The 26,099-nt window shown below is 66.8% G+C and carries 29 protein-coding genes and 1 pseudogene; 17 read left to right on the top strand and 13 right to left on the bottom strand.

The window, feature by feature from the left end:
• Window positions 1-307 precede the first annotated feature (307 nt).
• The 5 genes from NDR87_RS36420 to NDR87_RS36400 all read left to right on the top strand — a co-directional run bounded on the left by NDR87_RS36420 (window position 308) and on the right by NDR87_RS36400 (window position 3,325).
• Window positions 308-721, top strand: a complete 414-nt coding sequence (locus NDR87_RS36420) for a PRC-barrel domain-containing protein (RefSeq protein WP_251918761.1) — start codon at window positions 308-310, stop codon at window positions 719-721.
• Window positions 722-761: 40 nt separating this feature from the next.
• Window positions 762-1,304, top strand: a complete 543-nt coding sequence (locus NDR87_RS36415; RefSeq protein ID WP_251918759.1) for a hypothetical protein — start codon at window positions 762-764, stop codon at window positions 1,302-1,304.
• An 80-nt stretch (window positions 1,305-1,384) separates the two neighbouring features.
• Window positions 1,385-2,386 carry an SDR family oxidoreductase gene (locus NDR87_RS36410; protein WP_251918757.1) on the top strand — a complete coding sequence of 334 codons (1,002 nt, stop codon included), beginning with the start codon at window positions 1,385-1,387 and terminating at the stop codon, window positions 2,384-2,386.
• A complete protein-coding gene (locus NDR87_RS36405; RefSeq protein ID WP_251918755.1) occupies window positions 2,383-2,961 on the top strand; it encodes a vitamin K epoxide reductase family protein in 579 nt (192 codons plus the stop codon). Before NDR87_RS36410 ends, NDR87_RS36405 begins: the two co-directional genes overlap by 4 nt.
• Window position 2,962: 1 nt before the next feature.
• The gene (locus NDR87_RS36400; RefSeq protein WP_251918753.1) at window positions 2,963-3,325 is read left to right on the top strand and encodes a hypothetical protein; all 363 of its coding nucleotides are present in this window, start codon (window positions 2,963-2,965) and stop codon (window positions 3,323-3,325) included.
• Window positions 3,326-3,362: 37 nt separating this feature from the next.
• Here the strand turns inward: NDR87_RS36400 and NDR87_RS36395 are convergent, their stop codons facing one another.
• On the bottom strand, window positions 3,363-4,196 hold the full coding sequence (locus tag NDR87_RS36395; protein WP_251918751.1) for a SigB/SigF/SigG family RNA polymerase sigma factor: 834 nt from the start codon (window positions 4,194-4,196) through the stop codon (window positions 3,363-3,365).
• Between the two features lie 196 nt (window positions 4,197-4,392).
• Complete coding sequence (locus NDR87_RS36390; protein ID WP_251918749.1) at window positions 4,393-4,566, bottom strand: hypothetical protein; 174 nt, start codon at window positions 4,564-4,566, stop codon at window positions 4,393-4,395.
• A gap of 732 nt (window positions 4,567-5,298) precedes the next feature.
• Between NDR87_RS36390 and NDR87_RS36385 the strand changes: the two genes are divergently transcribed.
• The 3 genes from NDR87_RS36385 to NDR87_RS36375 all read left to right on the top strand — a co-directional run bounded on the left by NDR87_RS36385 (window position 5,299) and on the right by NDR87_RS36375 (window position 7,134).
• Window positions 5,299-5,787: a MarR family winged helix-turn-helix transcriptional regulator gene (locus tag NDR87_RS36385; protein WP_251918747.1), complete on the top strand. Its 489-nt coding sequence runs from the start codon at window positions 5,299-5,301 to the stop codon at window positions 5,785-5,787.
• Window positions 5,788-6,094: 307 nt separating this feature from the next.
• The gene (locus NDR87_RS36380) at window positions 6,095-6,523 is read left to right on the top strand and encodes a hypothetical protein (RefSeq protein WP_251918745.1); all 429 of its coding nucleotides are present in this window, start codon (window positions 6,095-6,097) and stop codon (window positions 6,521-6,523) included.
• Window positions 6,524-6,678: 155 nt separating this feature from the next.
• Window positions 6,679-7,134: a superoxide dismutase family protein gene (locus NDR87_RS36375; RefSeq protein ID WP_251918743.1), complete on the top strand. Its 456-nt coding sequence runs from the start codon at window positions 6,679-6,681 to the stop codon at window positions 7,132-7,134.
• Window positions 7,135-7,232: 98 nt separating this feature from the next.
• Here the strand turns inward: NDR87_RS36375 and NDR87_RS36370 are convergent, their stop codons facing one another.
• Together NDR87_RS36370 and NDR87_RS36365 are read right to left on the bottom strand one after the other, a co-directional pair.
• Window positions 7,233-7,694 carry an SPW repeat protein gene (locus tag NDR87_RS36370; protein ID WP_251918740.1) on the bottom strand — a complete coding sequence of 154 codons (462 nt, stop codon included), beginning with the start codon at window positions 7,692-7,694 and terminating at the stop codon, window positions 7,233-7,235.
• Window positions 7,695-7,865: 171 nt separating this feature from the next.
• A complete protein-coding gene (locus NDR87_RS36365; protein WP_251918738.1) occupies window positions 7,866-8,675 on the bottom strand; it encodes a hypothetical protein in 810 nt (269 codons plus the stop codon).
• Between NDR87_RS36365 and NDR87_RS37985 the strand changes: the two genes are divergently transcribed.
• The 4 genes and pseudogenes from NDR87_RS37985 (at window position 8,674) to NDR87_RS36345 (ending at window position 11,224) form a co-directional block, all read left to right on the top strand.
• Window positions 8,674-9,438 carry a hypothetical protein gene (locus tag NDR87_RS37985; protein WP_372494403.1) on the top strand — a complete coding sequence of 255 codons (765 nt, stop codon included), beginning with the start codon at window positions 8,674-8,676 and terminating at the stop codon, window positions 9,436-9,438. The two genes, NDR87_RS36365 and NDR87_RS37985, sit on opposite strands and share 2 nt — an antisense overlap.
• The gene (locus NDR87_RS36355; RefSeq protein ID WP_251918734.1) at window positions 9,435-9,782 is read left to right on the top strand and encodes a hypothetical protein; all 348 of its coding nucleotides are present in this window, start codon (window positions 9,435-9,437) and stop codon (window positions 9,780-9,782) included. The genes NDR87_RS37985 and NDR87_RS36355 overlap by 4 nt, the downstream gene beginning before the upstream one ends.
• A gap of 130 nt (window positions 9,783-9,912) precedes the next feature.
• Window positions 9,913-10,401 carry a DUF4383 domain-containing protein gene (locus NDR87_RS36350; protein WP_251918732.1) on the top strand — a complete coding sequence of 163 codons (489 nt, stop codon included), beginning with the start codon at window positions 9,913-9,915 and terminating at the stop codon, window positions 10,399-10,401.
• Window positions 10,402-10,520: 119 nt separating this feature from the next.
• Window positions 10,521-11,224: pseudogene (locus tag NDR87_RS36345) on the top strand (flavodoxin family protein).
• Between the two features lie 119 nt (window positions 11,225-11,343).
• On the opposite strand, the gene NDR87_RS36340 reads toward NDR87_RS36345, so the two are convergent.
• The 3 genes from NDR87_RS36340 to NDR87_RS36330 all read right to left on the bottom strand — a co-directional run bounded on the left by NDR87_RS36340 (window position 11,344) and on the right by NDR87_RS36330 (window position 15,566).
• Complete coding sequence (locus tag NDR87_RS36340) at window positions 11,344-12,252, bottom strand: universal stress protein (protein WP_251918731.1); 909 nt, start codon at window positions 12,250-12,252, stop codon at window positions 11,344-11,346.
• A gap of 200 nt (window positions 12,253-12,452) precedes the next feature.
• The gene (locus tag NDR87_RS36335) at window positions 12,453-13,358 is read right to left on the bottom strand and encodes a S9 family peptidase (protein WP_251918729.1); all 906 of its coding nucleotides are present in this window, start codon (window positions 13,356-13,358) and stop codon (window positions 12,453-12,455) included.
• A 102-nt stretch (window positions 13,359-13,460) separates the two neighbouring features.
• A complete protein-coding gene (locus NDR87_RS36330; RefSeq protein ID WP_372494404.1) occupies window positions 13,461-15,566 on the bottom strand; it encodes an acyltransferase family protein in 2,106 nt (701 codons plus the stop codon).
• Between the two features lie 382 nt (window positions 15,567-15,948).
• On the opposite strand from NDR87_RS36330, the gene NDR87_RS36325 reads away from it, so the two are divergent.
• Together NDR87_RS36325 and NDR87_RS36320 are read left to right on the top strand one after the other, a co-directional pair.
• Complete coding sequence (locus NDR87_RS36325) at window positions 15,949-16,395, top strand: CBS domain-containing protein (RefSeq protein WP_251918725.1); 447 nt, start codon at window positions 15,949-15,951, stop codon at window positions 16,393-16,395.
• A gap of 37 nt (window positions 16,396-16,432) precedes the next feature.
• Window positions 16,433-17,719, top strand: coding sequence for an SLC13 family permease (locus NDR87_RS36320; protein ID WP_251918724.1), 1,287 nt, complete (start codon window positions 16,433-16,435; stop codon window positions 17,717-17,719).
• Between the two features lie 295 nt (window positions 17,720-18,014).
• On the opposite strand, the gene NDR87_RS36315 is transcribed toward NDR87_RS36320, so the two are convergent.
• From NDR87_RS36315 to NDR87_RS36300, 4 genes are all read right to left on the bottom strand, one after another.
• Window positions 18,015-19,517 (bottom strand): FAD-dependent oxidoreductase, encoded by a 1,503-nt coding sequence (locus NDR87_RS36315; protein ID WP_251918722.1) that lies wholly within the window; start codon window positions 19,515-19,517, stop codon window positions 18,015-18,017.
• A 77-nt stretch (window positions 19,518-19,594) separates the two neighbouring features.
• Window positions 19,595-20,542: a sodium:calcium antiporter gene (locus NDR87_RS36310; protein ID WP_251918719.1), complete on the bottom strand. Its 948-nt coding sequence runs from the start codon at window positions 20,540-20,542 to the stop codon at window positions 19,595-19,597.
• 164 nt (window positions 20,543-20,706) lie between these two features.
• Window positions 20,707-21,546, bottom strand: coding sequence for an ABC transporter permease subunit (locus tag NDR87_RS36305; RefSeq protein WP_251918717.1), 840 nt, complete (start codon window positions 21,544-21,546; stop codon window positions 20,707-20,709).
• 55 nt (window positions 21,547-21,601) lie between these two features.
• Window positions 21,602-22,507 carry an ABC transporter ATP-binding protein gene (locus NDR87_RS36300; protein ID WP_251918715.1) on the bottom strand — a complete coding sequence of 302 codons (906 nt, stop codon included), beginning with the start codon at window positions 22,505-22,507 and terminating at the stop codon, window positions 21,602-21,604.
• A 74-nt stretch (window positions 22,508-22,581) separates the two neighbouring features.
• On the opposite strand from NDR87_RS36300, the gene NDR87_RS36295 reads away from it, so the two are divergent.
• Together NDR87_RS36295 and NDR87_RS36290 are read left to right on the top strand one after the other, a co-directional pair.
• A complete protein-coding gene (locus tag NDR87_RS36295) occupies window positions 22,582-23,058 on the top strand; it encodes a GbsR/MarR family transcriptional regulator (protein ID WP_251918713.1) in 477 nt (158 codons plus the stop codon).
• A 158-nt stretch (window positions 23,059-23,216) separates the two neighbouring features.
• Window positions 23,217-23,849 (top strand): NAD(P)-binding protein, encoded by a 633-nt coding sequence (locus tag NDR87_RS36290; protein WP_251918711.1) that lies wholly within the window; start codon window positions 23,217-23,219, stop codon window positions 23,847-23,849.
• Window positions 23,850-24,104: 255 nt separating this feature from the next.
• Here the strand turns inward: NDR87_RS36290 and NDR87_RS36285 are convergent, their stop codons facing one another.
• A complete protein-coding gene (locus NDR87_RS36285; RefSeq protein WP_251941323.1) occupies window positions 24,105-24,530 on the bottom strand; it encodes a hypothetical protein in 426 nt (141 codons plus the stop codon).
• A gap of 316 nt (window positions 24,531-24,846) precedes the next feature.
• Here NDR87_RS36285 and NDR87_RS36280 point away from each other — a divergent pair, with 316 nt between their 5' ends.
• Window positions 24,847-25,287 (top strand): DoxX family protein, encoded by a 441-nt coding sequence (locus NDR87_RS36280; protein ID WP_251918762.1) that lies wholly within the window; start codon window positions 24,847-24,849, stop codon window positions 25,285-25,287.
• Between the two features lie 110 nt (window positions 25,288-25,397).
• Here NDR87_RS36280 and NDR87_RS36275 read toward each other — a convergent pair.
• Window positions 25,398-26,099: alanine:cation symporter family protein (locus NDR87_RS36275; protein ID WP_251918706.1), on the bottom strand; the 702-nt coding region annotated here is incomplete at its 5' end.

Below are 26,099 nucleotides of genomic sequence, written 5' to 3'. Positions count from 1 at the left end.
GCCTCAAACAACACCGTGCTGTCGCCACCCGCTACGAGAAACTCGCCACCCGCTACTTGGCCGTCATCCAGGTCGCCGCCATCGACCAATGGCTCTGACACAACACCTACTTCGAGACACGGCCTAGCCGCAGGCGGATGTAAGGCCCTGTCGGGCAATAGGTTTCGGTTATCGAATACCGATGTTTCGGCTCGCGATGGTGGGGCATAGCGGCAGGCGAACACCAGGACCTCCGATGTCCGGCGCTCCGTCCTGGTGCGAGGTTCGCCGCACCGATGTCCGGCGTTCGGGCCGAAAGGAGTGGCACATGGCCGCAGAACATCAACCCACACTGATCGATCTCGACGACACCGACCTGGAGCTTCGATATCTGAAGGACGATATCCGTGGCCACACGGTCATCGATCGTGACGGCCACGAGGTCGGGAAGGTCGATGGGCTCATCATCGACGAGCACGACAAGCAGGTGCGCCTGCTTCGTATCGGTTCCGGCGGTCTGCTCGGCTTCGGCAAGACCAAACGGCTGGTTCCGGTCGAGGCGGTCACCCGGATCGACCAGCACGAGGTGTACATCGACCGGACGAAGGAGTCGGTCGCGGACAGCAGCCCGTACGATCCGCCGCTGCGAGAATCGGCTCTCTTCTACCAGAGGTTGTACGGCTACTACGGTTACGCCCCGTTCTGGGCTCCGGGCGGCGCACCCCGATACCCCCTCGGGTAGTGATCGTGTGCAAAGGAAATCGAAGAGCCTCCTCCCAGTAGTGGTGGCGCGAGCCGGGCTGCTCGCGGTGGCGACGTTGGTGCTTGCGGCCTGCAGCGCGGGGCAGCAATCGCAGACCGCGCTGCAGGACAGCCACGCCAACGGCACCCGGGGCGAGATCGGCGACATCGCGCTGCGCAACGTCTACCTGACCGCTGAGCCGGTGGCCGAGTCGACGGGTCGCTACGGCCGGGTCGGCTTGTCGTTCACCGCGGTGCACACCGGCATAGGCGCGCCGGACCGGCTGGTATCGATAAGGTCCCCGGCCGCCACCTCGGTGACGATCGATGCCCGGCCGGAACAGTTGGTCGTAGAAGCAGGAACGGCGCTGGCTGCCGGTCAGCCGATCGAACAGGTCCAGCCCACCGGCGCGCTGGACGAGCCGATCACCGTGCGGGTGAACCTGATCGACGGAGCATTGCGCCCGGGTTTGGCTCTGCCGTTCACGTTCGTCTTCGAACGCGCCGGATCGGCGGAACTCGACATCCCGTTCAACGTATGGACTCCGCGCGAACCCCCGTCCCCGACCCGGGCGCACCGCTAATCACTCGAAATCTGCTGTCGCCGAGCTCTTCTCCGCTGCGAGGAGGGGGATCGGCGCAGCGCCGATACAAGGAGGAGCCGATGAACGAGGCATCCAAGGTCGTGGTTGTGACAGGAGCCAGCGCGGGTGTCGGCAGAGCGTGTGCCCGCGTGTTCGGTGCCCGCGGCGACAAGGTGGCGCTGCTGGCCCGCGGCGAGCAGGGGCTCGAATCCGCGGCGAAAGAGGTATACGCCCGGGGCGGCACGCCTTTGGCGATTCCGGTCGACGTGGCCGACCATGCGGCGGTCGAGCGTGCGGCCGAACGGGTCGAGGCCGAGCTCGGCCCGATCGATATCTGGGTGAACAACGCCTTCACCGCTGTGTTCGCGCCGTTCGAACGGACCCTGCCGGAGGAGTTCCGCCGGGTGACGGAGGTGACGTATCTGGGGTACGTGCACGGCACCCGCGCTGCGTTGCGGCGCATGCAGGCGCGGGGGCGGGGAACGATCGTGCAGGTCGGCTCCGCGCTGGCCTACCGGGGAATCCCGTTGCAGGCGGCCTACTGTGGTGCCAAGCACGCGATCCAAGGGTTCACCGAGTCGCTGCGGTGCGAGCTACTGCATCAGGGCAGCGAAGTGCGTGTGACGATGGTGCAGTTGCCGGCATTGAATACGCCCCAATTCGATTGGGCGGAAAGCCGGATGCCCCGCAAGGCGCAGCCGGTGCCGCCGATCTACCAGCCCGAGCTCGCCGCCGACGCCGTCCTCTACGCCGCCGACCACCCCGGCCGCCGGGAATACTGGGTCGGCGCCAGTACGGTGGCGACCCTTGTGGCCAACAAGTTCGTGCCCGGTTTGCTCGACCGTTACCTCGGTCGCACCGGATACAGATCGCAGCAGACCGCCGAACAGGATCGGCCCGACCGGCCCGCGAATCTGTGGTGTGCGCTCGACGACACCGAGGACTACGGCGCCCACGGCCGCTTCGACCGGCGGTCCCGATACGGCAGCCCCCAGGTCTGGCTGTCTCGCCACCACGGCGAACTCGCGACGGCGGCTGCCGCCGCGGGATTCGGCGCAATCGCATGGAAGATTCTGCGGTGAGTCGCATCGGACCCGCTGGCGGCACCGCCAGATCGGTTGCGATGCCGCCGGATTGGGATCGGAACCCCTCCACCTGGCCACAGCGGTTACCGATCGTCGCGGCCGCACTGGCCGGATTCGGTATCGCCGCCTACCTGGCGCTCTACCAGTACGAGGTGGTGCCGACGGTGTGGGAGCCGTTCTTCGGCGGCGGCAGCCGAGTGGTGCTGGATTCGCCGCTGTCGCATGTGCTTCCGGTCTCCGACGCCGCACTCGGCGCCACGGCCTATCTGGTCGACGCCATCACCGGTGTCATCGGCGGTACTCGACGGTGGCGGTCCATGCCGTGGATCGTCATCATTTTCGGCATCGCGGTCGGTCCGCTCGGCACGATCAGCATCCTGCTCGTCATCGCCCAGCCGGTACTCTACGGCGCCTACTGCACATTGTGCCTGGTGTCGGCGGTCATCTCCATGGTGATGATCCCGCTCGCGATGGACGAGGTCCTGGCCAGCCTGCAGCACCTGCGGCGGGTCCACGACTCCGGCGAATCCACCTGGCGCGCCTTCTGGGGGCTACGGGGGCAGGAGGACTGACATGGTGGCTCAATTCGTGCTGGCGGCGGCGGGAATCTGGCTGATGGCCGCCCCCTCTGTTCTCGAGTACGGCGCCCCGGCCGCTACCAGCGACCGCATCGCCGGACCAGCGCTCGCGTCGATCGGTTATCTGTCCGCCTACGCCATTCTGCGAGGGCTGCGCTGGCTCAACCTCGCCACCGGCGGGTGGCTGACCCTCGCGCCCGGAATCCTCGAATTTCCCATCGCCGCAGCCGTCAACAGCCACGTGGTCGGTCTGCTGACCTTCGTCCTGGTACTGATCGGACGCCCACGCCAGCAGCGCTTCGGCGGCGGGTGGGTCAGCTTGATCCCACATCGGGACAGAGCGGCCGACGGACCCTGAGAAGAGCGGTGGCCTGATCGTCGACCGGACGCCCGGTTCAGCTGACGGCGTACTGGTCCTCCTCGGCCTGAGCGCGCAGCTGCCGAAGGGTTTTGGACAGGATGCGCGAGACGTGCATCTGGGACAGACCGACGAGTCGAGCGATCTGAGCCTGGGGGAGGTTCCGGCCGAAACACAAGATGAGGATTGTGCGTTCGCGTTCGGGTAGGGTTTTCAGCAGCGGGGCGATGGTCAGCGCCTCTTCGGTGAGGCTGTATCCCGGTTCGTCGGTACCGAGCGGAGCGGTCCATTCGAGCGAGCCGTCGTCGTTCTCGTCGGCGGCGATGCACTTGTCCAGCGGATCGCTTCGATAGGCGTTGGCCGCGACGAGCGCATGGGTGAGTTCGAGGGGTTCGACGCCGAGCTCGGACGCCAGTTCCCGGGCGGTCGGCATGCGGTGCAGGCGCTGAGCCAGCGCTTCGGTAGCGGGCCCGATTCGGCAGTGCAGCTCCTTGACCGGGCGCGGTACGTGGGTGGCCCATGCCTGGTCGCGGAAAAACCGACGGACCTCACCAGTGATCGTTGGGATGGCGAACGACAGGAACGTGGAGCCTCGGCCGACGTCGAAGCGATCCACCGACAGCACCAACCCGACCCGCGCCACCTGCAGCAGGTCGTCGGGGTCCTGTCCGCGGCCACGGAAGCGGCGGGCGATGTGGTCGGCCAGGGGGAGGCACAATCGCAGAATCTGCTCACGTAACTGGGCGCGCTGCGGGTCGTCCACCGGCAAACCGGCAAGCTTTTCGAACCATGGTTCGATGTTGTCGTAGCTGTCCACCCCGGTGCCGCGGTATGCGCGTCCACCGCGGTTGATCGGCTTTTCGTTGGTCATGTCGTCTTCTTTTCGTGTCGAGTCGCAGGTTGGTCCGAATCTCCTGCTACTGCGCGGAGATTCGGCGATCGAGCGGCAGCTTTGCCCTCATCCATCCCGGCTGCGCTCGGTTTTCGGACACGGTCTCCTCGGGCAAGCGCCGGAGTGGACCGTCGTCGGTGCGGGAGTGGCGCCCGGGAACCTCGTCCGGGCGTTGTCAATCCTCTTGCCGCAGACGGCGTTCGGTGTCGGAGCGGTTATCGATCGGCTCAGGGCTGAGCGCCTCGAGCAACTGCTCCCTGCTCATCGGCATGGTGTCCTCGGCGTTCGCCTCACGGATCTTGTCGGCCGCCTCGCCGGTTTCCGTATGCTGCGGATCCTGCCGCGGCATTGTTCTCACATCCCGAATCTGTCCGTACAACCAATGAATCGTGTTCTCGCACAGTGATCTCGGTGCGAATGGTCGGCGAGCACAGTCGCGGCGAGCAGCGTCGGTGCTGTCGGACGGTCGTGTGCATCTCCCGGATTCCTGTCGGCATCCGCTAGGGCAGGTGAGTCCGAACCGGCAGACGGGCCGATCGAGGGCCGGGTGCCGGAATGTCGGCAGCGAGGCGGTGTCGCCGTTGGCACGAATCGTAATGTCGACATGGCTGTTACCTGTGTACGCGCAGCCGGTTCCGATCGGACCGGCGGCGCGGGACCGGGAGCTTGGGTAGATCGTGGTATCGATCCCCTCCGTAGCGGCGGAACGCCTTTGTACCGCCGCCTGGTTCGAGCCGACCGAGCTGTGCACCTTCGGCCTACCCTTGCACTGTGCAACAAAACCCGAAAGGGAAAGCCATGCGGGAAATCTCGTCTCGGGCAGCGCGACGCGACGTTGCTGGCCATGCCGAATGGTCCCGACGCTCTGCTTTTGCGGTTAGCCGTCCTGCCGGGTGTTGTCGGGTCCGCTTGCGGGGTGACATCCGCACCGCCCGGTGAGTTACCTACCGCATGCAACTGTTGCGGTGGACACGCGAGTGCCGTTGGTGCGGCCTCGGCCGGATCGGCCGGTGACCGAGCGCCACGGCGGGCGGGGGCGGCAGGATGGAGGGATCGACAAGACGGCGTGACGGAGGACGTGATGGCTCGACGAGATTCGGTGGCCGCGGAATCGGTGGACGAGATCACCGACGCGTTGTTGACGGCCTCTCGGTTGCTGGTGGCGATGTCGGCGCGCTCGATCGCTCGGGTCGACGACTCCATCACCATTCCGCAGTTCCGCGCGCTGGTGCTGCTGTCGAGCCGCGGCCCGTCCAATGTCGCCAGCCTGGCCACCAATCTGAACGTCCAGCCCTCTACCGCCACGCGAATGGTGGAACGTTTGGTGGTGGCCGGGTTGGTCGACCGCAGACCCAATCCCGAGTCGCAGCGCGAACTGATCATCGAGTTGACCGCGCGGGGCCGCCAGGTCGTGCAGCAGGTGACCGTGCAGCGGCGGCGGGAAATCGCCGCCGTTGTCGAGCAGATGCGTCCGTCCGATCGCACCGGTTTGGTCCGTGCCCTGACGGCCTTCGCGGCGGCTGGCGGCGAACCCGGCGCCCGTCCCGATATAGACAGCTATCAGGTCTGATACCAAACGGCTGCGCACGGCAACGATTGCATAGTGCGCCATTGCCCATGGTCTTCGCCGACACCATCGCCGCCCGCTGCTCGCGCGAGCCGTAATCCGCCTCGGCCCAACGCGCATGGTCCGCGCCGGGCGTGGCATGACCGAGAGGCGCTCGATACCTCGTTCGGCACGGCACGCCGACCGAGAGACAGAGCGAGGCGCGCCGCAACCCAGCCGAACCACCCGGCGGTGCAACCCGCCGCCGGGGCGGAATCTCCGGAGCGCGGGCGCAACACGACTCCGATATCACCAGTTGGGAGGCACCACCATGGACAACCTCGAACCCGGCGCCTACATGATTCTGCCTGTCGGGGCGGAGGATCGAGACTTCTCGATCGGTCTGCTCCCTACCGTTGCCGATGCCTCCGTACCGGTCGTCGCCTTGGCCACGCAACGGGTGTGGACGGTAGATATCCTCGCGGGCAACCCCGGCGGTTACACCCTGTCACTCGATGGCTTGTACGCCCACGAGGACGGCGAGTCCGGGGTGATCGCCGACATGCTTCCACCGGGTCAGCCGTGGCGGATTCGGCAGGTGGGCGACGGCAGTGTCACGATCGAAAGGGCGTTGCCCGAACAGGTTCCGCGGGCCTGGATCCTTCCAGAATTGAGTTCCGGCACTCAGGTGCTGATGTCGCGGATCGCGAATGAGCCCGACCGAAACCAGCGTTGGCGGTTTGTGGCGGGGAAGTCATGAGGGTATCGATCCAGCCGACGCGTGGCACCGTAACCTGCTCTCTGGCGGCGCTCGTTGCGTGGGGCGCGGCGTCCTGGCTCACGGCCGGGTGTACTGCCGATCAACAGTCGAGCCGCACGACCGGGACGACGCCTGCGGTATGGACCGGTTCGTCCGTGCCGCCGACATCTGGAGAGGGACCGGCCGAGCCGGGTCATGAGCCCGGCGGCAATTCGGTGACCGCCGGGTTCATCGATGCACAGGGCCGACCGGCCGGAACCGTGACCTTCGTCGAACGCGCTGGATTCGTTCAGATCCGTGCGGAAGTGCACAACCTCGAGCCCGGCCGATACGGTATCGCCGTGCACGAACATGGTGTCTGCGAACCGGACGCCGCGTTCCGGACCGCGGGTGCACTCCTCGCCACGCCGGGAGACAACAGCGCCTCGCTCGGCGATCTGGGCTCGATCGAGATCCGGGCCGACAACCGGGGACTGCTGACCACCACCACGGGGGCATTCACCCTGGCCGACCTGCGCACCGCCGCCACGGGCCGCGCGGTGATCATCCACTCCGGTAAGGACGACCCGGCAACCACCGGCGACCGGATCGCCTGCGCCGCGGTGCGTTGACTCGAGAGTGGCTCGGCAACGGCGGCGAGTCGGACCTGATTCGGCTCCGGGCCCAGCTGAACCCGGAGCCGAACCCGGTGAACGTCTGGCTTATTCAATCATCGGATCGTTCCGGAACCAGCACCGGAGTTGCTACCGCCTGTCATCGCCTTGCGGGCGTACATCCCGATGGCGTCCACTCCGAGAACCCCGATGACGATGCCCATCACGATGTTGTTCCACAGGGTCGCGCCGGTGTGCGGGCCGATCACCCACGGGGTGAGAAACTCCCACACACCGATGGCCAGCAGCGCCCAACCGGCGCGGGAGGCTTCGGCCGGTACCGTGCTCAGCGCGAGCCCGTATACCGCAATCGCCAGGCCGAGGATGATATTGATCATCGCCAGTCGTTCGGCGCCGTCGACGAACGAGTTGACCACCCACGGTGAGATTGCCAGGTACAGACCCGCCAGGATCGTTGTACCGCCTACGAGAAGATTCGCCACCGCGGCAGGCGTGCTGACGCGATAGTGGGTTGCGCTGGCCTGGTAGCCGATGCCCTGATGCGGCATATCGGTCATCACGATCACTCTCTTTCGTGCTACATCTCATTCGGCCCTGTCGGTCAGGGCGATTCGCGGCTACCACGCCGGGAGGACAAGCATGCGCCCGGCGCGGCGCGAATCTCGACCCCCGTCGGTTCGTTCATGGGCGTTTGGTCTGCGGCACAAGGGGATTCGGAATCGTTCGTATCAGTCCGGCGTTTCGTGCCGGAATCGCCGGGTATGGGTGGAGGTGATTCGAACGAGTTCATCGAGGAGATTGATCATGACCGAATTCCGATCCAGAAACCGGATCGCCGCCACGCTCGCGCTTGCCACCGGGATATCGCTGGCCGCGGCACTCGCCGGATGCGCCACCAGCACCGAGTCGCCCGAGTCCGAGGCCACCGCGACGAGCACAGTGCCGACCGCGACGAGCCTGCCGGCCACCCTGCCGGCGGGACCGGCTATCTCCACCGAAGCCGCCGAGCAGCTGTGCACGATGCTCGCTGCGGAGGTGGGCGATTGGCGTCGCGACGACCCTCCCATCGACGCCGATAAGGCGGAGTTCAACGCCAGGGTGCAGGAGTGGGCGGCGCGCAACAACGGCATCAATCTCGCGATCATGAACAACCGTTCGTCGATCGATGTGGCCACGGCCGCGAGTTGCCCGGATGTGCGCTCGGAGGTGTTGTCTGCGTTGAAGATTCCGAGTCTCGCCGACGGATTGGTGGGATGGTGATCGCCCTGTTGTAACGCGCGAGGGAAACGAGCGCCGTTCCACAGCCCGGCGATCGCGGTGGTCGAGAGTTCGGAGTCCCCCGGTGTGATCAATGCGTCGCGATTACTGGAGGTCACGATGCAGAGAGGTTGGGCGGACGGCTGTTCGTGGCGAGGTAACACGGCCCGGAGCGCCGCCGAAGTGGTATCTCCCAACAGGTGGGAAGCGATCCGCCACGGGCGGGCTGCTGGTTGAGTACGGGCTTGTTTCAGCCGCAGTGTGCTGGATGTATGGGACATGCCGTTCTCCATTTCGTCCCCGTGGATGGTCGCGTTACCGGGCGTCAGCGCACTGGTGCTGGTCTCGAGTCTGAGGCAATGCGAGTACCTTTCGCGCGCGAGGGGTTACGCTCTGTGCTGGTGTGCCGGGAAGTCTGGTCGGCGAGTGAGTTCATTGCTGCCGACCAGGAGGTTTTGTGTATCGGGACAACGATTCGTGGATTGCTGTGCGGAGTCCGCGGTGAGCGGCGCCATCGGCGGGGTGATCATGTCCCGATTGGTGTCCAAGAACGGTCGGGCGGTGATCATCGAGGTCGGCAAGCCGACTCCGAAGTCCGGCGGGGGTGCCGAGTGCGCTTTCCGAATCGATGGCCATCCCGCGCTGACCGCTCACGGCTCGGATGAGTTGGCCGCGCTGTATCGCGCACTCGTCCGAATCGGGACACTGCTGGCGCAAGCGAACGAGAACACCGAGCGAATCCGATTTGCGGCCGAGCCCGGTTTCCCGAATCAGACTGCCGATCGGGCCACCTTCGAAGCGGATATGAGCGATGTTCTCGCGGCACGAGCGATCAGCCACAACGGCGAACGGCACCTGGTCATGATCGGCCGGCCCTTCCAGCCCCTCGACCAACAGTTGGCGCTGTGTCCGTTCCAAGTCGACGATCGACCACTCGCGGTAGCCGGAGGCTGGGACGGTATGCAAGCGCTGTTGACCGCGGTGGGAATGATCGGCGCGTGGCTTCAGCTACCCCGAAATTGGCCGTTGAGTACGGCCCCTTGAACGACGGGAATGGCATCGCGGCCCGCAGCAGGGCATCACGTTGGCCGAATCGCATTCGACTACTGGCGCCGCAATCCGGGAATGCGGCCGCCGACGTGGTGTTCCATCTGGTCGCGTTGTCGATCATCGCGTGCTCGCCCGTGGATGCGCCGGTCGCCAAGGTGCTGCCAGTGGAGCCGATGGACGATCTGCGCACCGGAAACCTGCTGAGAAATCCGGAGTTTCGCAGCTGTTGGCAACGTGTGATGCGGTCGAGGATGGTCGGTCGGCCGGTGTGGACAGGCGAATTGTCAGGCCAGTGCGCGCCGCGACTGCCGCCTGACCCGGCGAAAGCGTGGGTGTAACCGGATGTCCTCGGGACAAGTCCGTTCGACCGAGTCATCGAGCTTTACCGGTGTTTTCACGGTCGCGACCGGGGTATGTCGGCGGCGGACGGTCCGGCACCGTTCCATCGACGATCGGAAGGCTTTCATCGTGGCCACTTCGGACGCTCGCGCCGGGCAACGATCGCCGGCCCAATACGCTTGTCTGGCAGTCGCTTCGGTTTTCCTGCTGGTCGGGGTGCTGGGCTTCGTCCCCGGCATCACCACCGGTTACGACACGCTGGTGTGGGCCGGGCATCACACGGATGCGAAACTGCTGGGGTTGTTCCAGGTCTCGGCGCTGCACAACATCATCCATCTCGGCTTCGGCTTCGCCGGTGTCTCGTCCGCTCGTGTCGCCGCGCAGTCGCGGGGATTTCTGATCGGTGGCGGCCTCATCTATCTGGTGCTGTGGCTGTACGGGCTGCTCATCGATCCAGCCAGCGACGTCAACTTCATCCCGGTCAACACCGCTGACAACTGGCTACACTTCGTCCTCGGCCTCGCCATGGTTGCCTTGGGGCTGTTCCTGCCGTGGCGTGACCCTGCACGAATCAGCACCGATATGCGGCCCGGTAACGCTGGCCCGCTCGACGCGTAGGCGTACGTCACCATTTCGTCATCGGTAATGCCAGCTCGCTGGGCCGGCACGGGGCTACCGTCGGGGTCATCTCGTCGGCTCCGAGGTGGCCGACCGATTCGGAGAGAAGGTTCAGCGCCGTGGCCGATTACGCCGACCTGCGGGCACTGTTCATCAATTGCACCCTGAAACGTTCGCCCGAACGGAGCAACACCCAGGGTCTGATCGATCTGAGCGCTCGCATCATGGAGAAGAGTGGGGTGCAGGTCTTCCAGATCCGCGCGGTCGATCACGACATCGCGACCGGTGTGTGGCCGGATATGACCGAACACGGCTGGGCGGTGGATGAATGGCCCGTGCTGCAGCGGCGGGTGATGGACGCCGACATTCTGGTGCTGGCCGGGCCGATTTGGTTGGGCGACAACAGTTCGGTGATGAAACGGGTCATCGAGCGGCTGTACGGCAACTCCTCGATCCTCAACGGGCGTGGCCAGTACGCCTATTACGGCCGCGTCGGCGGGTGCCTGATCACCGGCAACGAAGACGGCGTCAAACACTGCGCGATGAACATCCTCTACAGCCTGCAGCACCTGGGCTACACCATCCCGCCCCAGGCCGACGCGGGCTGGATCGGCGAGGCCGGGCCGGGTCCGTCGTATCTGGATCCGGGTTCGGGCGGCCCGGACAACGACTTCACCAACCGCAACACCACCTTCATGACCTGAACCTCATTCACTTGGCCCGAATGGTGAAGGACAACAACGGGATTCCCGCCCACGGCACCCAGCGTTCCGAATGGGACGCCGGATGCCGATTCGACTTCGAGAACCCCGAGTACCGCTGACCCGGTTGCGTGGAGTTGCCGACGGCAGACAGCGCCCCGCGCCGATGTACCGGGCGTCATCCGAGGCGCGGAAGGAGACTGTGCTTCGTGGGGTATGCCCGGCCACGGCGGGCGGATTGTCAGTGCTGTAGAGGTTGACGGACGACGATGATCGCGCATTCCGCCATGTGCAGCACGGTGTTACTGGTGGAACCGAGCAGCATTCCGGTGAATCCACCGCGGCCGTGGCTGCCGACGACAATCAGTTGGGCGTTCTCGGCTTCGTCTAGCAGCGCTCGTGCGGGTCGGTCGCAGGTCACGATGCGGCGGACCGGTACGTCGGGGTACTTTTCACTCCACCCGGCCAAGCTCTCGGCCAGTGCCGCGTGTTCGGCTTCGCGCAGGGCTTCCCAGTTTCGTGCGGGCAGATCGGTGCGGCCGGTGTCGTTCCAGGCGTGAAGGGCGATCAGTTCGACCTTGCGTCGTGCTGCTTCTTCGAACGCGATGGTGAGGGTGGGCACGCTGTTGGGGGTGCCGTCGACACCGACCAGGACGGGTCGGCGCGCGGATATAGGGTCGATCGCCGAAGAGGAGTGCACGATCGCGACCGGGCAGTGTGCGTGGTGCGCCGCCGCGGTGCTGACCGAGCCGAGCAATCCGCGCCGGAAGGCGCTGTGTCCGTGGCTGCCGAGAACGAGCATGTGGGCATGCCTCGAGCGGGAGATGAGTTCGGCGATGATGGGCTCGAGGGTGACTTCGGTGGTGATCTCGAGGTCGTCGGATGGCGCGGCCTTGCGTGCGATTGCCGTTGCGCCGGTGAGGGTTCGGTTGCCCAGGTCGCGCAACCAGTAGAACTGTTCGCTGTCGAAGTCGATTGCGGGTGCGAATCCGGTGGGAATCGCTGCGGAGGTCAGAAGGTGCAGTCGGCGGTGGTGCAGGGTCGCCTCGACGGCTGCCCACGCGACCGCCCGATGAGAGGTCGCCGATCCGTCGACGGCGACGACAATCGGTGCTGCGAGCGGGGACGGCGATGGCGATCGGCTGCTCATGGTCCTGCCTTTCGGGGTTGGCTCGAGCGTGCCATCCCGGCTCCGTTGCTCGGCAGGGGACAACGTCATCGGTTGTGCGGGCACAGTTGCTCTCGCTCTCCGCCGGAGCGGTTCGGTTGCGGGGGTGCGAGACGTCGACAGCGCGGGCGCATGACTGGTCCGGCCGAGCAGGGCTCAGCGCTGCCGCTGGCGAAGTTGTGTCAGCGCAGCGTGGCGGTGTAGTCGAGAATGGTCGCCTGCGCGGCCGACCATGCCGGAGCGGCGGCGTCGGTGAATTCGGCGTGGCCGGTGCCGGGCAGGATGTGCAGTTTCGCGGTGTTGGCGGAGTGGGCGGCGGTGACGTAGCGGCGACTGTGCTCAGGGGAGACGACCCGGTCGTTGTCGCCGTGTATCGCGGTGATGTGCAGGGCGACAGGCAGATTGGCGATGGGGGAGGCGATCCGGTAGCGGTCGGGGACCTCGTCGGGGCGGCCGCCGAGCAGTTTGCGGACGTGCGGGTCGTGGCCTTTGGTCGCGGCGTGGTGCAGGTCCAGGACGGCGGCCATCAGAGTGGCGCTGCGTACGCGTAGGCCGGACGGCCCGCCGCTGTGGGCCGGGGCGTGTCGGGCCGCGACCCAGGCTGCCAGCTGGCCTCCCGCAGAGTGACCCGCCAGGTGTACGCGCTGGAGGTCGAGGCGATTGCCCGTGCGGTTCTGGACAACGGTGGCGAGCGCGTCGACGGCGTTGTCGACGTCGGTGAGGGTGAGCGGCCATCCGCCCGCGCCGTTCACCCGGCGGTATTCGATATTCCACACGGCGACACCGTGTTCGGCGAGCGAACGCGCGTGCGGAGCGAATTGGGTCAGGGAACGGTGCTGGGCCCAACCGCCGCCGTGGATCAGCACGACCACCGGGTGGGGCGCTCGAGTCCTGGGTAAGTAGAGGTCGCCGAAGGTGTCATCGGTGTCGCCGTAGCGGATGCGCATCGGCGTGTCGGGAGCTGGGGTCGAGGCGACCACCGCCGGGGTCATGGGCGCGGTGGAGGCGTAGCCGAAAGCGGGGGCGATGATCGCGAGGATGGCTGCCAGGATCAGCCGACGCAATCGGCCGTGGCGACGCGGCGTCACGATCGAGCACCTCCTGTTGCATCGGTACGACGGCAGATACGGTACTTCGTGGCCGCAGCCGCGGGGCGTGCGAGGGCCGGACCGTCCTGGCGGTTCGATGGTTCACCACCAGCGCAGCAATGGTTGCAGTTGGCGGCCCAGTGCGCCCGCCAGCGACCGGGAGTAGCTGGCGGTGAGGTGGTGTTCGTCGTGATAGACGAGGATGTTGCCTTCGACGACCGGGCATACCGTCGGCTCGCAGATCGCGTCGGTGAGGTCGATCGGGAAGACGTTGGGGTAGCGAGAGCCCGGCTCGATCGAGGGGTCGATGGGGTCGAGCGCGTCCTCGCGGCGCATGCCGCAGCTGATGCGGTCGCCACCGGCTGCGAGGCAGTCGGTGGCCTTGTAGCGGATCGAGTCGCGCCGCAGCCAGGGTGTGTCGCGGATGGCGATGACGTGGAGGCCGCGGTCGGCCAGTGCCGCCCAGACATCGAGGTATTCGGGTGGGGTTTCGTCGCCGATGTCGGGGCGGGGGCGGGTGCCGGTGGTGAAGACCCAGTCGGGGCGGTCGGTGCCGAGCCGGTCGATGACCTCGCGGGACCAGTCGCGGCAGTCCGGGATGGGTTCGCCCTTGTAGGTCGCGTCCTCGGCGAGGGTGAGCGGGCAGCCCATCTTCAGATAGGTCTGAATGCGGAAGGAGTGTTGGGCGGCCAGGGTTTGCAGGGCGGGGAGCCAGTGCTCGGCATGTGAGCTGCCCACGAGGGCGAGGGTTCGGGTCGCGTGAAGATCGCCGTAGCTACAGGTGATCACGTCGCGGGTGTCCCAGTCGGAGATGCAGCCGTCGCCGGTCGGTGCGGGCAGGTCCGCGGCCGCCTCGAGCAGTGTCGGGCGCATCCGCACGGTCGGTGCCGACATTCCCGAGGCCAAGGACTCCGCACCGGGATACAGGCTGGGATTCAGTGCGCCGACCGCTCGCGCGGGCTGCAGTTCGAGCACCGCGATCTGCCAGGCGCCGGTCGCGGCGATCACGACGGCGGCAGTCGCCGACACCGCCGTGCGGGTCACCCGCCGGGACCGTACCGGCTCACCGGTGGTGCCGCGTGACCGCAGCGGTTCCTCCACCCACCGGTGGGTGATCCAGGCGAGCACGACGGAGACGGCGATGACCGCGAGGCCGCCGCGGAGCCCGGCGTGGGCGTGACCGCGTTCGGTGAGATAGAAGATGAGGATCGGCCAATGCCACAGATACAGCGGATAGGCGATGTCGCCGAGCCAGCGCGCCGCCGGGGTGGTCAGGATCCGGTTCCCCCACGGTCGCTGGCTGGGGGTGAGATTGTTGCCGGACAGGATCAGGGCCGCGGCCGCGCTGACCGGCAGCAGCGCGGCGGGTCCAGGAAATCGGTTGGCGCCGTCGAGGATCAGCCAGCCGCACAGTGCCACCCCCGCCACGCCGAGCCCGGCCAGCGCGACTCGGACCGGTCGCGGCGGTGACAGATACGGTGCCGCCAGCGCCAGTCCCGCCCCGACCAGCAGCTCCCAGCCGCGGGCGGCGCTGTCGTAGTAGTTCCAGCCCTGATGGGTGGCCGTGCCCTGTATCGCATAGACGAACGACGCCGCGCCCGAAGCGATCACGATCACGGCGAGCATCGGACGCATGCCCGTCCCGCGCCGGTACCGATGCGCGAGCCACGTTGCGGCGGCGACGGTGAGCAGGGCGGTCAGGTAGAACTGGCCCTGCACCGACATCGACCACAGGTGCTGCAGTGGGCTCACCGACGGATCCGCGGCCAGATAGTCCGACCAGGTCGAGGCCAACCACCAGTTTTGGATGTAGCCCAGCGACGCCAGCGTTTGCGCGGCGATATCCGACCACTGCGTATACGGCCGCATGAGCACCGCGGCAATCACGACCGCGGCGAGGACCACCACCATCGACGGCAGCAGCCGACGCGCGGTGCGACGCAGGACGAACAGCCCATCGGCCGATCCGGACGACTCGGCGCGACGCAGCAGCAAACCGGTGAAGAAGAACCCCGACAGCACCAGAAACACGTCCACGCCACCGGACACTCGCCCGAACCAGACGTGAAACACCACCACCAGGCCGATGGCCAGCCCGCGCAATCCGTCCAGATCCGCACGGTAGGAGACAGCCTCGTGGTGAGAGGGAATCGGCAGCGTACCGCGGGATGTGTGCACGGCGGCCGTGGGCACCGCTCGGCCGGTCATCAGACCGAACACCGCTGACCTGCGGCGGCGTAGGCAATCACCGGCAGGCGGTTCGGTCGGCGCGGGGCGGTCGTTGGCCATGACACGACGATTCTCTTACCACGGCTAAAAATGAGCATTCAACTTCACCGGAACCCACCGTACTTCCCCGGCCGCGTTCCACCAGTCACACCCACCGGGGATCGTCGCGCCCGGCGACTTGCTCCGGAACCGGCGTTTACGGCATCTTTACTACCGGTGTGCCGGGAAGTCTGGTCGGCGACGTGGCCCGAGACCTCGGGCGACGGACAGTCGACCCTGGAGCCGCCCATGCCGCATCCCGCGATGATCTTGACGAATTCCGTTACAGCGATCATGACCTCGGCGGTCGTATTCTGCGGGTGTGCACGCTTCTCAGATGGCCGAGGAATACCCGGTGGTCGGCATGGACACCGATGCGCTCGACGCGGCTCGGCTGTTGGCCGAGCACCGACTGCCCGGCATCCTGGTCACCAATCCCGATGGCAGCCCGGAGGCCGTGCTGCCCGCCTCACAGGTGGTGCGGTTCCTCGTCCCACGCTACGTACAGGACGACCCGTCGCTGGCCGGGGTGCTGAGCGAGTCGGTGTGCGACCAGGCGGTGACGAGGTTGCGCGGCAAGAAAGTACGGGACGTGATCCCCGAGCGGCTGGCGAAGGTGCCCGCCGCCAAGGCCGACGACACGATCATCGAAGTCGCTGCGACCATGGCCCGGTTCCGCAGTCCGCTGGTCGCCGTGGTGAAGGATTCCGAATTGATCGGCGTGATCACCGCCTCGCGGCTGTTGGCGGCCGCGTTGCAGCACTCCTGACCCACGCCGCGGCCGCGTCCCCTGCGGGGCGGCCGCGATGAGCGTCGCCATCGCGGTCACGGTCTTCGTCGCCGCGTATGTGCTCATCGCCACCGAGCGGGTGCACAAGACGAAGGCCGCGCTGGCGGGCGCGGGCATCGTGCTCGCGTTCGGGGTGGTCGGATCTTCGGACAGTTTCTTCTCCCACGACACCGGCATCGACTGGAACGTCATCTTCCTGCTGCTGGGGATGATGATCATCGTCGGGGTGCTGCGCCAGACCGGTGTGTTCGAATACGTCGCGATCTGGGCGGCCAAGCGCGCCAAGGGATCCGCGTTACGGGTGATGGTGCTGCTCACGCTGATCACCGCGGTCGCGTCGGCGTTTCTGGACAATGTCACCACCGTGCTGCTGATCGCTCCGGTCACGCTGCTGGTGTGCGAGCGGCTCGATATCGGGCCGATACCGTTTCTCATCGCGGAGGTGCTGGCGTCGAATATCGGCGGCGCGGCCACCTTGATCGGTGATCCGCCCAACATCATCATCGGCAGCCGAGCCGGGTTGTCGTTCAACGACTTTCTCGTGCATATGGCTCCGCTGGTCGTGATCGAACTGGCGGTGTTCACGCTGGTGCTGCCGTGGTTGTTTCGCGGCAGTTTCACCGTCGACCCGGCCCGCGCCGCGGAGGTGATGTCGCTGGACGAACGCGAGGCCATTCGTGACAGCGGGCTGCTGATCAAATGCGGGCTGGTGCTGGCGGGGGTATTCGCCGGATTCATCGGCCACGCGGTGTTCCACATCGACCCCTCGGTGGTGGCGCTGCTCGGCGCCGGGATCCTGGTGCTGATTTCGGGTCTGGGGCAACGCGATTACCTGTCGGCGGTGGAATGGGAAACACTGCTGTTCTTCGCGGGATTGTTCGTGATGGTCGGCGCCCTGGTGAAAACCGGTGTCATCCAGCATCTTTCCCGTCTCGCGGTGCAGGCCACCGGCGGCAACGCCCTGGTCGCGACCATGCTCATCCTGGTCGTGTCCGCGGTGTTGTCCGGGGTCATCGATAACATCCCGTATGTGGCGACGATGAGTCCGCTGGTCGCCGAGTTGGTCGGCGGCATGGGACATCAGGCCGGCACCCTGTGGTGGGCGCTGGCGGCGGGTGCGGACTTCGGCGGAAACCTCACCGCCGTGGGCGCCAGCGCGAACGTCGTGATGCTCGGCATCGCCCGGCGTGCGGACACGCCGATCACGTTCTGGGAGTTCACCCGCAAGGGCGCGGTGGTCACGGCGATCACGATCGCGATCGCCGCCCCCTACCTGTGGATGCGGTATTTTCTGTTCGCGTGATTTGATCGGCCGGTGGCGACCGGCCCGAGCGGAGATCACCGATACCGAATTTGCGCCGGATCCCGCTGGTGCGTCGGTATCCTCGGCGATGTACCCGGTCCCTTCGCGACCGCCGTAGCCAGGACATCGCTCCGAGTGGCAGGACACGTACCGTGATCGAAGTCGTCATCGTGATAGGCGCATTCCTCGCGCTGCTGTTGCTCATGCGCTGGCGCAACCGCCGTGACCGCGATACGGAGGCGAACGCGTCGTAACTCGGTCCGTGAAGCAGCGCGGCGGCAAAGTGATTCGAGGCTCAGCGGGTTCGTCCCTGGGACAGCGCATTCGAGAGCCACTCATCCATGCGCATGGCGTCGTCGAGATTGCCGCGCCAGGCCAGATGGCCGTCCGGCCGCACCAGCATGACCGGTGCCCTGTCATAGTGGAGCACGCAAAGCCTACCGCCAAGTTTGTTCGCTATATTCCGGGTCGAATCCACAATGGCGCCTTTCGGCGCCAGTACCGCCCACCGATCACCCAATTCGGCGTGCAGTCGCGTCGGCGTGCCATCCGCGCGGGCGCAGGGGAGGTCGCCGATCCGGTCACCGGGCCGCGGTCTGGGCCCGCCGCCGCCGAGTGGACCCTTGCGGTAGCTCACCCACAGCTGTGAGGCGGCGTACGTCGCCAATCTCTGGACGGTCGGCAGGCCGACGACGCGAACGATCACCTGATCGCGCAGGAACCGGCCGGCTGGGTTGCTCGCGATATTGATCCGGGTCACCGCGCTGGTGCCGCGCAACACGCCCGTCGCCAACGGGCGGCGCTCGGCCTCGTAGGTATCGATCAGCCGCTGGTCGGCGTGCCCTTGGAGCACGAGAGCGAGTTGCCACGCCAGATTCTCGGCGTCACCGATGCCGGTGAGCATGCCCTGCCCGCCGAACGGCGCGTGCGCGTGCGCGGCGTCGCCCGCGAGCAGGACCCGGTCGCGACGGTAGGTGTCGGCGAGCCGGCGGTGCACCGAGAACAACGAAACCCATTCCGCGGCACCGAATTCCGCGGTTCGCCCGGTGCGCTCCGGCAGGATCCGGCGGAATCGTTCGAGAACCTCTTGCTCTTCCGGTCTTTGCCGAATGCCGGGATCGTAGGCGAACAGCCGCCACAGGTCGCCGCGCCCGTCCGGGTCGGGCATCGGCATCGCGCCGACCAGTCCGCCCGGATGTATCCAACCGGTTGTGCCACTGCGGTCGAGATCCCAGTCGAGATGTACGTCGGCCAGCAGGAACCGCTCGGTAAGCTTGACTCCGGGGAATCCGATGCCGGTGCGGGTGCGTGTCGTGCTCGCGGTCCCATCGCAGCCGACCACCCACTGCGCGCGCACCGATCGGCCGTCGCCGAGACGGGCGATGACGCCGTCCGACTGCTGGGTGAGGTCGACGAGCCCTCGCCGCCACTCTACCGTGGCGCCCAGTTCGGCCACTCTGGCGCGCAGAGTGGCTTCTATTTCGGCCTGTGACACCACCATTGGCGGCGCTGCGGTCCGAAACTCGGGATCACCGAACCGGAGTTCGAGGATGGGCCGGTCACCGAGATAGGTGGTGATTCGCAAAGCCCGCAACGACGTGTCCGGAAGTGCGCCGAGCGCGCCGAGGCGATCCAGTACCTCGGAGCCACGGGCGTGCAGGAAGTTGGCCCGCGAGGTGGTCGCTGGGCCGGGAGCGCGATCGACGACTCGTACCGAAACACCGTGCAGCAGTAGGCCACAGGCCAGCGTCAAACCGGTGGGACCGGCCCCGACGACCAGCACGTCGGTTGTGTCCACGGTGTCATGCTACTCGCGCGCCGGATAGCTCCCGGGGATCACCGCCGGCACGACAATGCGCGAACGGGTGCCGCGGTCTACGCGACGAGCAGTAGCGGCAGGGTGGCCGCGTAGCCGAGGAGCAGCAGGGCCGCTTCGGGGCGGGTCAGGCGCAGGTCGCGGCGGAGCAGGAGCCAGGCCAGGGCCGTGGTGGCCACCATGGCGAGCAAGGTCGGGACATGCACCGGGATCGATCGTGTGGTCCCGGTGAAGATGCCGACGATTCCGCCGCCGATGAGGCTGTTGAACAGATTGCTGCCGAAGACGTTTCCGATGAGCAGATCGGTTTCGCCGCGTCGTTGCGCTTGGATGGCGGTGACCAGCTCCGGGAGGGAGGTGCCCAGCGCTACCAGGGTGGCGCCGATGACCAGTTGGGAGACTCCGAGTTCGGTAGCGATCGCTGCGGTGTTGGTGACCAGCAGCTGTGCCGCGATGAGCACGGCTGCCAAACCTGCTGTGGTGCGGAGAGATTCGCGGAGCACCCCGGTCTCGGTATGCGGGGTCCCATCGGCGGGGGCGGTGAACTCGATGGCCTGCTCGGCGACCGCGGTGTTGGTGTGATCGGCGCGGGCCCAGCGCACCAGCAGAGTGATCGCGAGCGCGGCGGCGGCAGCGAGGAGCAGGCCGCTCCACAGGTGCAGGCCGGTCGCGATCACCAGCGCGAACAATGCCACCGCGAGGGCGGATACGGCGACTTCGTGGTTGAGCACCGTCGAGCTGGCGGCCACGCCCCGCCAGATGGCGGCGACGCCCAGGACGAGGGTCACGTTGAGGATGTTCGAGCCGATCAGGTTGCCGGTGGCGATCCCAGCGTTGCCTGTGGCGGCGGCGGTGCCCGAGACGACGAATTCCGGTGCGGAGGTACCCAATCCGATGATGACGACCCCGACGACCGCGGGTGTGAGTTGTAATCGCTGGGCGATGCGGGCGGCCCCCATGACGAGATGGTCGGCCGCGAACGGCAGGACGATCAAGCCGGTGAGCACACCGAGAATTTGAACGAACAGACTGCCTCCAACCCTCCCGCATGATGGCACGCGGCCGATCATGGCAACTCGCTCCAGATTAACGGTTCCTTGACGGTGGATGATCTTGCCGCACCGGGAACGTGCCTGTAGCCCGGTTGTGCCGGGCTACAGGCACGTTCGGATCAGCCGAGGTCGCGGTGGTTGAAGCGGTATGTTCCGGCGGCCACCAGGACGGCGGAGGTCAGCGCGAGGACGGCGATGCCGATCGGCTGGAAGCCGTTGCGCAGCGGTTCCCCGTCGAGGTAGTAGTGGAACGGGGAAAGGTATGCGGCCCAATCGATTCCGAGCTGTGCGGCGAAGGTGTGTGCCCCGTATGCGGCCACTCCGACCGCGGCCGTGATCGCGAGCACTGCCCCACGACGGCCGGTGATGGCACCCACGGCGGTCGCGATCGCGCCGAACACGATGGCGAGCAAGGCGAGATTGACGCACTGGGCAGCGAATTGGCCGGGGCTGATCGTGGTGAGCTCGGCGCCGCTGCGGATGGCGAGCATCGCCAGCCACACCGCCGCTCCGATGCCGGTGGCGGCGAGTACCAGGGCGGCGAAGCGCTGCACGATCAGTGCGGTGCGGGTGAGGGGATGGGCCAGGAGCAGATCGAGGGTGCCCGATTCCTCGTCGGCCGCGCTGCTGCGAGCGCCGAACGCCGCGCCGAAGAACATCGCCAGCAGGGGCACGATCAGGCCGAACACCGTCGAGCCCAGATATCCGGGCGCCGAGGTGATGTCGTTCATGTTGAAGGCGTCGCGCAGGCTTTCGGGGATGCTTTCCGCTTGCGCGGCACCGTTTTTCGCCATCTGCGGATAGAAGCTGGAGTAGGCGACGGCGGCCAGGGTAATGCCCATCGTCCAGCCGAGCAGTCCGCGGCGGTTGTCGCGCAGCGACTTGGTGAGCACGGCGGTGCGGGCGACCGCCAGAGCGGGCTCGGCCAAGGGGGCGATAGCGGTGATGGAAGTGGTCATGTTCAGGTCCTAGCGTGACGAAGGGGGGTATGTGGGTAGAGGTGTCGGAGGCCGTTCACAGTGCGGCGGCGCTGCCGGTGTACTGGGCGTGGAAGATCTCGTCCAGATGTGGTTCGGTGGTGCGCAGCGCGGCAACGGTGTGCCGGGCGGCGGCCTTGACCAGAGCGTCGGGAGAGCCGATCAACCCTGCTCGCAGAATGGTGCCGGTCGTATCCAGGCTCGGGTTGACGATCCCCGGCAGACTGGAGAACTCGGCCAGGGGCACCGGCGCGGCGAAGTCGATCTCGATGTGGCGTACCGCTTCGGCGCGCAGGTCGGTCACGGTGTCCAGGGCGACGAGCCGGCCCTCCCGCAGGATGGCGACGCGGTCGGCTACGGCTTCGACCTCGTCCATGATGTGACTGGACATGAACACGGTCTGCCCGTTGGCGGCGGCCTCGCCGACCAGTTCGAGGAAGGTCTGCTGGAGCAGAGGATCCAGGCCCGAGGTGGGTTCGTCGAGGATCAATAGTTCGGGGGTGTGCATGAACGCCTGCACCAGGCCGACCTTCTGCCGGTTGCCCTTGGACAGGCTCTTGATCGTCGCGCTCTGGTCCAGGTCGAGCCGGTCGGCGAGATCATCGATGCGCTGCTGCGGCACACCGCCACGCAGCGCCGCCAAGAAGCGGAGGCATTCACCTACCCGCTGGCGGCCGTCGACGACGAAATCGCCTGCGAGGTAACCGACTCTGCGGCGCAGCTGGACCCCGTCGCGACGCGGGTCGAGCCCGAGGACGCGGGCGCTGCCGTCGGTGGGGCGGATCAGGTCGAGCAGCAGCCGGATGGTGGTCGACTTCCCGGCCCCGTTGGGGCCCAAATAGCCGAACACTTCCCCCGAGCGGACATCCAGGGTGAGTCCGGTCAGGCCCCGGCGCGCGCCGTAGGTCTTGGTGAGGTCGCGGAGTTCGATCGCGTGCAACATGTCTCAGACTGTATCCAACTTTCAAAGATTTTTGAAGATTCAAAACCTGTTAAGGATTCGATAGTGTGGCTCGTATGGATTCCACGCAGCGACTTCGGGATGCGGCCGAGCGGCTGGCGCTCACCATGGCTCAGGGCGGGATGCAGAAGACGACAGCGCGGGTGATGACCGCGCTGTTGTACAGCGAGCAGGAGACGATGACCGCCGCCGATCTGTGTGAGCGGTTGTCGATCAGCACGGGCGCGGTGTCGACCGCGGTCAAACAGCTCACGCAGTCGGGTTTGATCGAGCGGGTACCGGCGCCGGGGAGTCGCCGCGAGCACTACCGGTTTCCCAAAGGGGCTTGGGCGCATCTGCTTTCACAGCAGAACGTGATGCTGAAGGTGATGCGAGACGCCGCCCAGGAGGGACTGGACGCCGTCGCGGCCGATACTCCGACCGCGACTCGCCTGCACGAGATGCAGGACTTCTACGCCTACATGGACCGCGAACTGCCTCCGCTGATCGATCGGTGGCGTGCAGGCTACGGAAACGGTTCCTCCGGGGCGTGAGTATCCGCCGCGGGCGGCGGGCCGCTTCGTCGCGGCGCGTGTCGGGCGCGGCGAAACTGGCACAGTCGGGGACACAACCGCTACGTTTGGTGCGGCGTGCCGGGAAGTCTGGTCGGCGATGGTATCCAGTCGTCGCTGATCAGGAGAAGCCTTTGCGAATGCGAACGGTCGTTGTCGGTTACGACAGTGTCGGGCGGTGCGCCGCGCATGCTCTGCGGGGACAGCAGGGACGCCCCGAACTGGTGGTCATCGACCACGATCGGCAGCGGCTTTGCCGTGCCGCAGACGACGGGGCGCGCGTCGTGCGGGGCAGTGGGGACCGGTCGTCACTGCTGGCCGCGGGGGCCGGCGATGCGGTGCAAGTGGTCGTCTCGATCGGTGACGATCGTCGGACGGCCGAGATCGTTGCCGCGGTACGGGAGATCAACGACGATGCCACGCTCTGCGTCGCGCTCGACGATTCCGGTTGGCGGGAAACGGTTTTGCGGGCCGGGGCGGATCGGGTCGTGGTGGTCGGTGAGGTCACCGGCGCGCTGTTGGGCGCCGCGGTCCGCTGCCCCGGCGCTCCGCGGGCGCTGTTGGATTTGTTGGCCGAGCATCCGGATCTCGCCGTGACCGAAAGGACCGTGCGTGCGGGTGAGATCGGGGGTAGCCCCGCAGACTGTGGGCCGCTGGTGCTGGCGGTGTTGCGGGATGGAATGCGGTGGTGGCCCGGTGATCCGGCCGTATCGATGCTGTGTGCGGGGGATCGGCTGCTGACGCTGTCCGCCGTCCCCGCCGCCGGGCGTTGAACGAGGACGCTGCGATCGTGCGAGCGGTGATACCCCGATGAAGGGCTAGGGATCGAAATGCTTGACGGGAGCGCGGGTTCGAGCGCTTGGGAGGCGACGATGGCCGGAGTGGGGTTGGCGTTGCTCGTGATCGGCGTAGCGCTCGGGGCTGTGCTGTTGATCCGGCTCGTCGTTACCGGCGTCCGCGAAAGGCGGCGGCGGAACCGCCCCGGATAATGCCACCGCTCGTGCAGTGAGAGGACCTGACGAGCCCGCTCACGGGCAGAACACCGTCGCGGCCGAGACGAACCGCTCGTAGACGGCGCCGCGGGCGAACCCCAGGTTCGCACCGGCGTACCCGGCAGCGACCGGTCCGCCGCCGGTTCCACCGTCGATGAGGGCGCGGATCGCCGCCGACGACCCCCCAGCCGGTGTGTCCTCGCACAGCTGCGGGTGTTGGTTGACGACCGCGCGACCGGTATCGATGAGGTCCTGATGGGTGAGTCCGGCGCACCAGACCGAATCCGCCGACCGATACAAGAACCATCGAAGAGGGTCGACTGTGGGGTCGGGCGCCCGACCCCGCTCGAGGAAATCCGCCGAGTTCAGCACCACCGTGCCGTGCGTGCATTCCGGCACGGCCCGCTCGACGGAGGTGTCGGGCGAGCGCACGGGCTCACCGCAGGCAAGAACGCCCGGCATTGCCAGCGCCACCGCGATGGCGAGGACACTTCGCCGTTGTCGGGCACCGTGCCGGCTCGCGGCCGGCGGGACCGCTGTGTGCCGAGCTGCTTGCTGTTCTCGGCGAATTAGCCCCGTCGGCGTGAGCGACACAGCGCCAGCATAGCCCGCGTCATCCCGGGATTCGTCGAAGTGGCGGCGGGCCGTCGGGGTCGTGCAATTATGGATCCGCGAATCCGCAGTGGACCGATTCGCCGTACCGCAGAATCGCACAAAAGGTGACAGGCTCGTTCGAGAGGGGATACCTTTGTCTGCCAATGGTTCTGCGCTGTCCCGCCTGACCGCGACGGGCGCGCCCGGGGCGGTGGTGCTCATCCGCTTCTATGTCGGCGCGGTCTTTTTGTTCGAAGGTATCTTGAAATTCCTGCAGCCGGATCGGTTGGGCGTCGGGCGTTTCGAGAAGGCGGGGATCCCCGCGCCGGGCTTCTTCGGTCCCCTGGACGGGGTCTTCGAAATCGCCTGCGGTGCGCTGATTTTGGTCGGTCTGCTGACTCGGGTGGCCGCGATTCCGATGATTGTCGACATGATCGGTGCGCTTCTCATCACCAAACTGCCCATCTTGTGGGGAGACGCGGCGCTGTTTCCGGGGAAGTCCGGCTGGTGGGACTTCGTCCACGAATCACGCACCGACCTCGCTCAGCTGTGCGGCAGCGTGTTCCTGCTCATCGTCGGTGCCGGTGCCTTCGCGCTCGACGCTCGCCTCGAGCCTGCTCGGTGAAGTCACTTCGCGACCGGCAAGCCGTTCCGGGAGCGCACCGTCGATCCCGACAGTGCGCTGGCACAGATGATTCGCTCGCGGATGTCTCCGCGTGACCCAGGTCTGCCCGGTTACACGCTGGTCGTGGCGCGGTCCTTGCCGCGGGTGTAGTTCTCCCAGAACGTGGCGCCAGGGATGCCCAATGCCTGTGAATCGAATATCGGATCCAGGCCGTCCTTCTGCTGACGTTCGTAGTCGCGCAGCGCCTTGAACGCCGGTTGTTGCAGGATGATGATGCCGATGATGTTGAGCCAGGCCATCAATCCCACACCGATATCGCCCAGGGTCCACGCCTCGGTCGCGGTCGACACCGCACCGATCATGACCGAGATCAGGATCAATGCCTGCAGCGCGAGGGTGAAGGTCGACCCGACCGTGCTGCGGATGAACGGCAGCGGAACCGGCGAGTACTTGCCGAGCAGGAACCGCAGGTTGGTCTCCGCCATGTAGTAGTAGGCGATGATCGTGGTGAGGCAGAAGAAGGCCAGCGATACAGCGACGAAGGTGGAGCCGACCCCGCTCCACAAGGTGTCGACTCCGACCTGGGCGAAGGCCGGTCCGACCGCGACATCCGCGGGCAGCGCCCCGCCGTCGGCCAGCACGGCCCCACTGGCGCTCTCGCCGTCGAACACTCGATAGGCGCCGGTCGACAGGATCAGGAAACCGGTCGCGGTGCAGACGAACAGAGTGTCGACATAGACCGCGAACGCTTGCACCAGGCCCTGCTTGGCCGGATGGGAGACCTCGGCGGCCGCGGCGGAATGCGGCCCGGT

Source organism: Nocardia sp. CDC159 (genome assembly GCF_023740735.1).
Taxonomy (GTDB): Bacteria; Actinomycetota; Actinomycetes; order Mycobacteriales; family Mycobacteriaceae; genus Nocardia; species Nocardia pulmonis.
The sequence above is the reverse complement of the archived record's forward strand: the minus strand, read 5'-3'. Positions and strand labels throughout refer to the sequence as shown.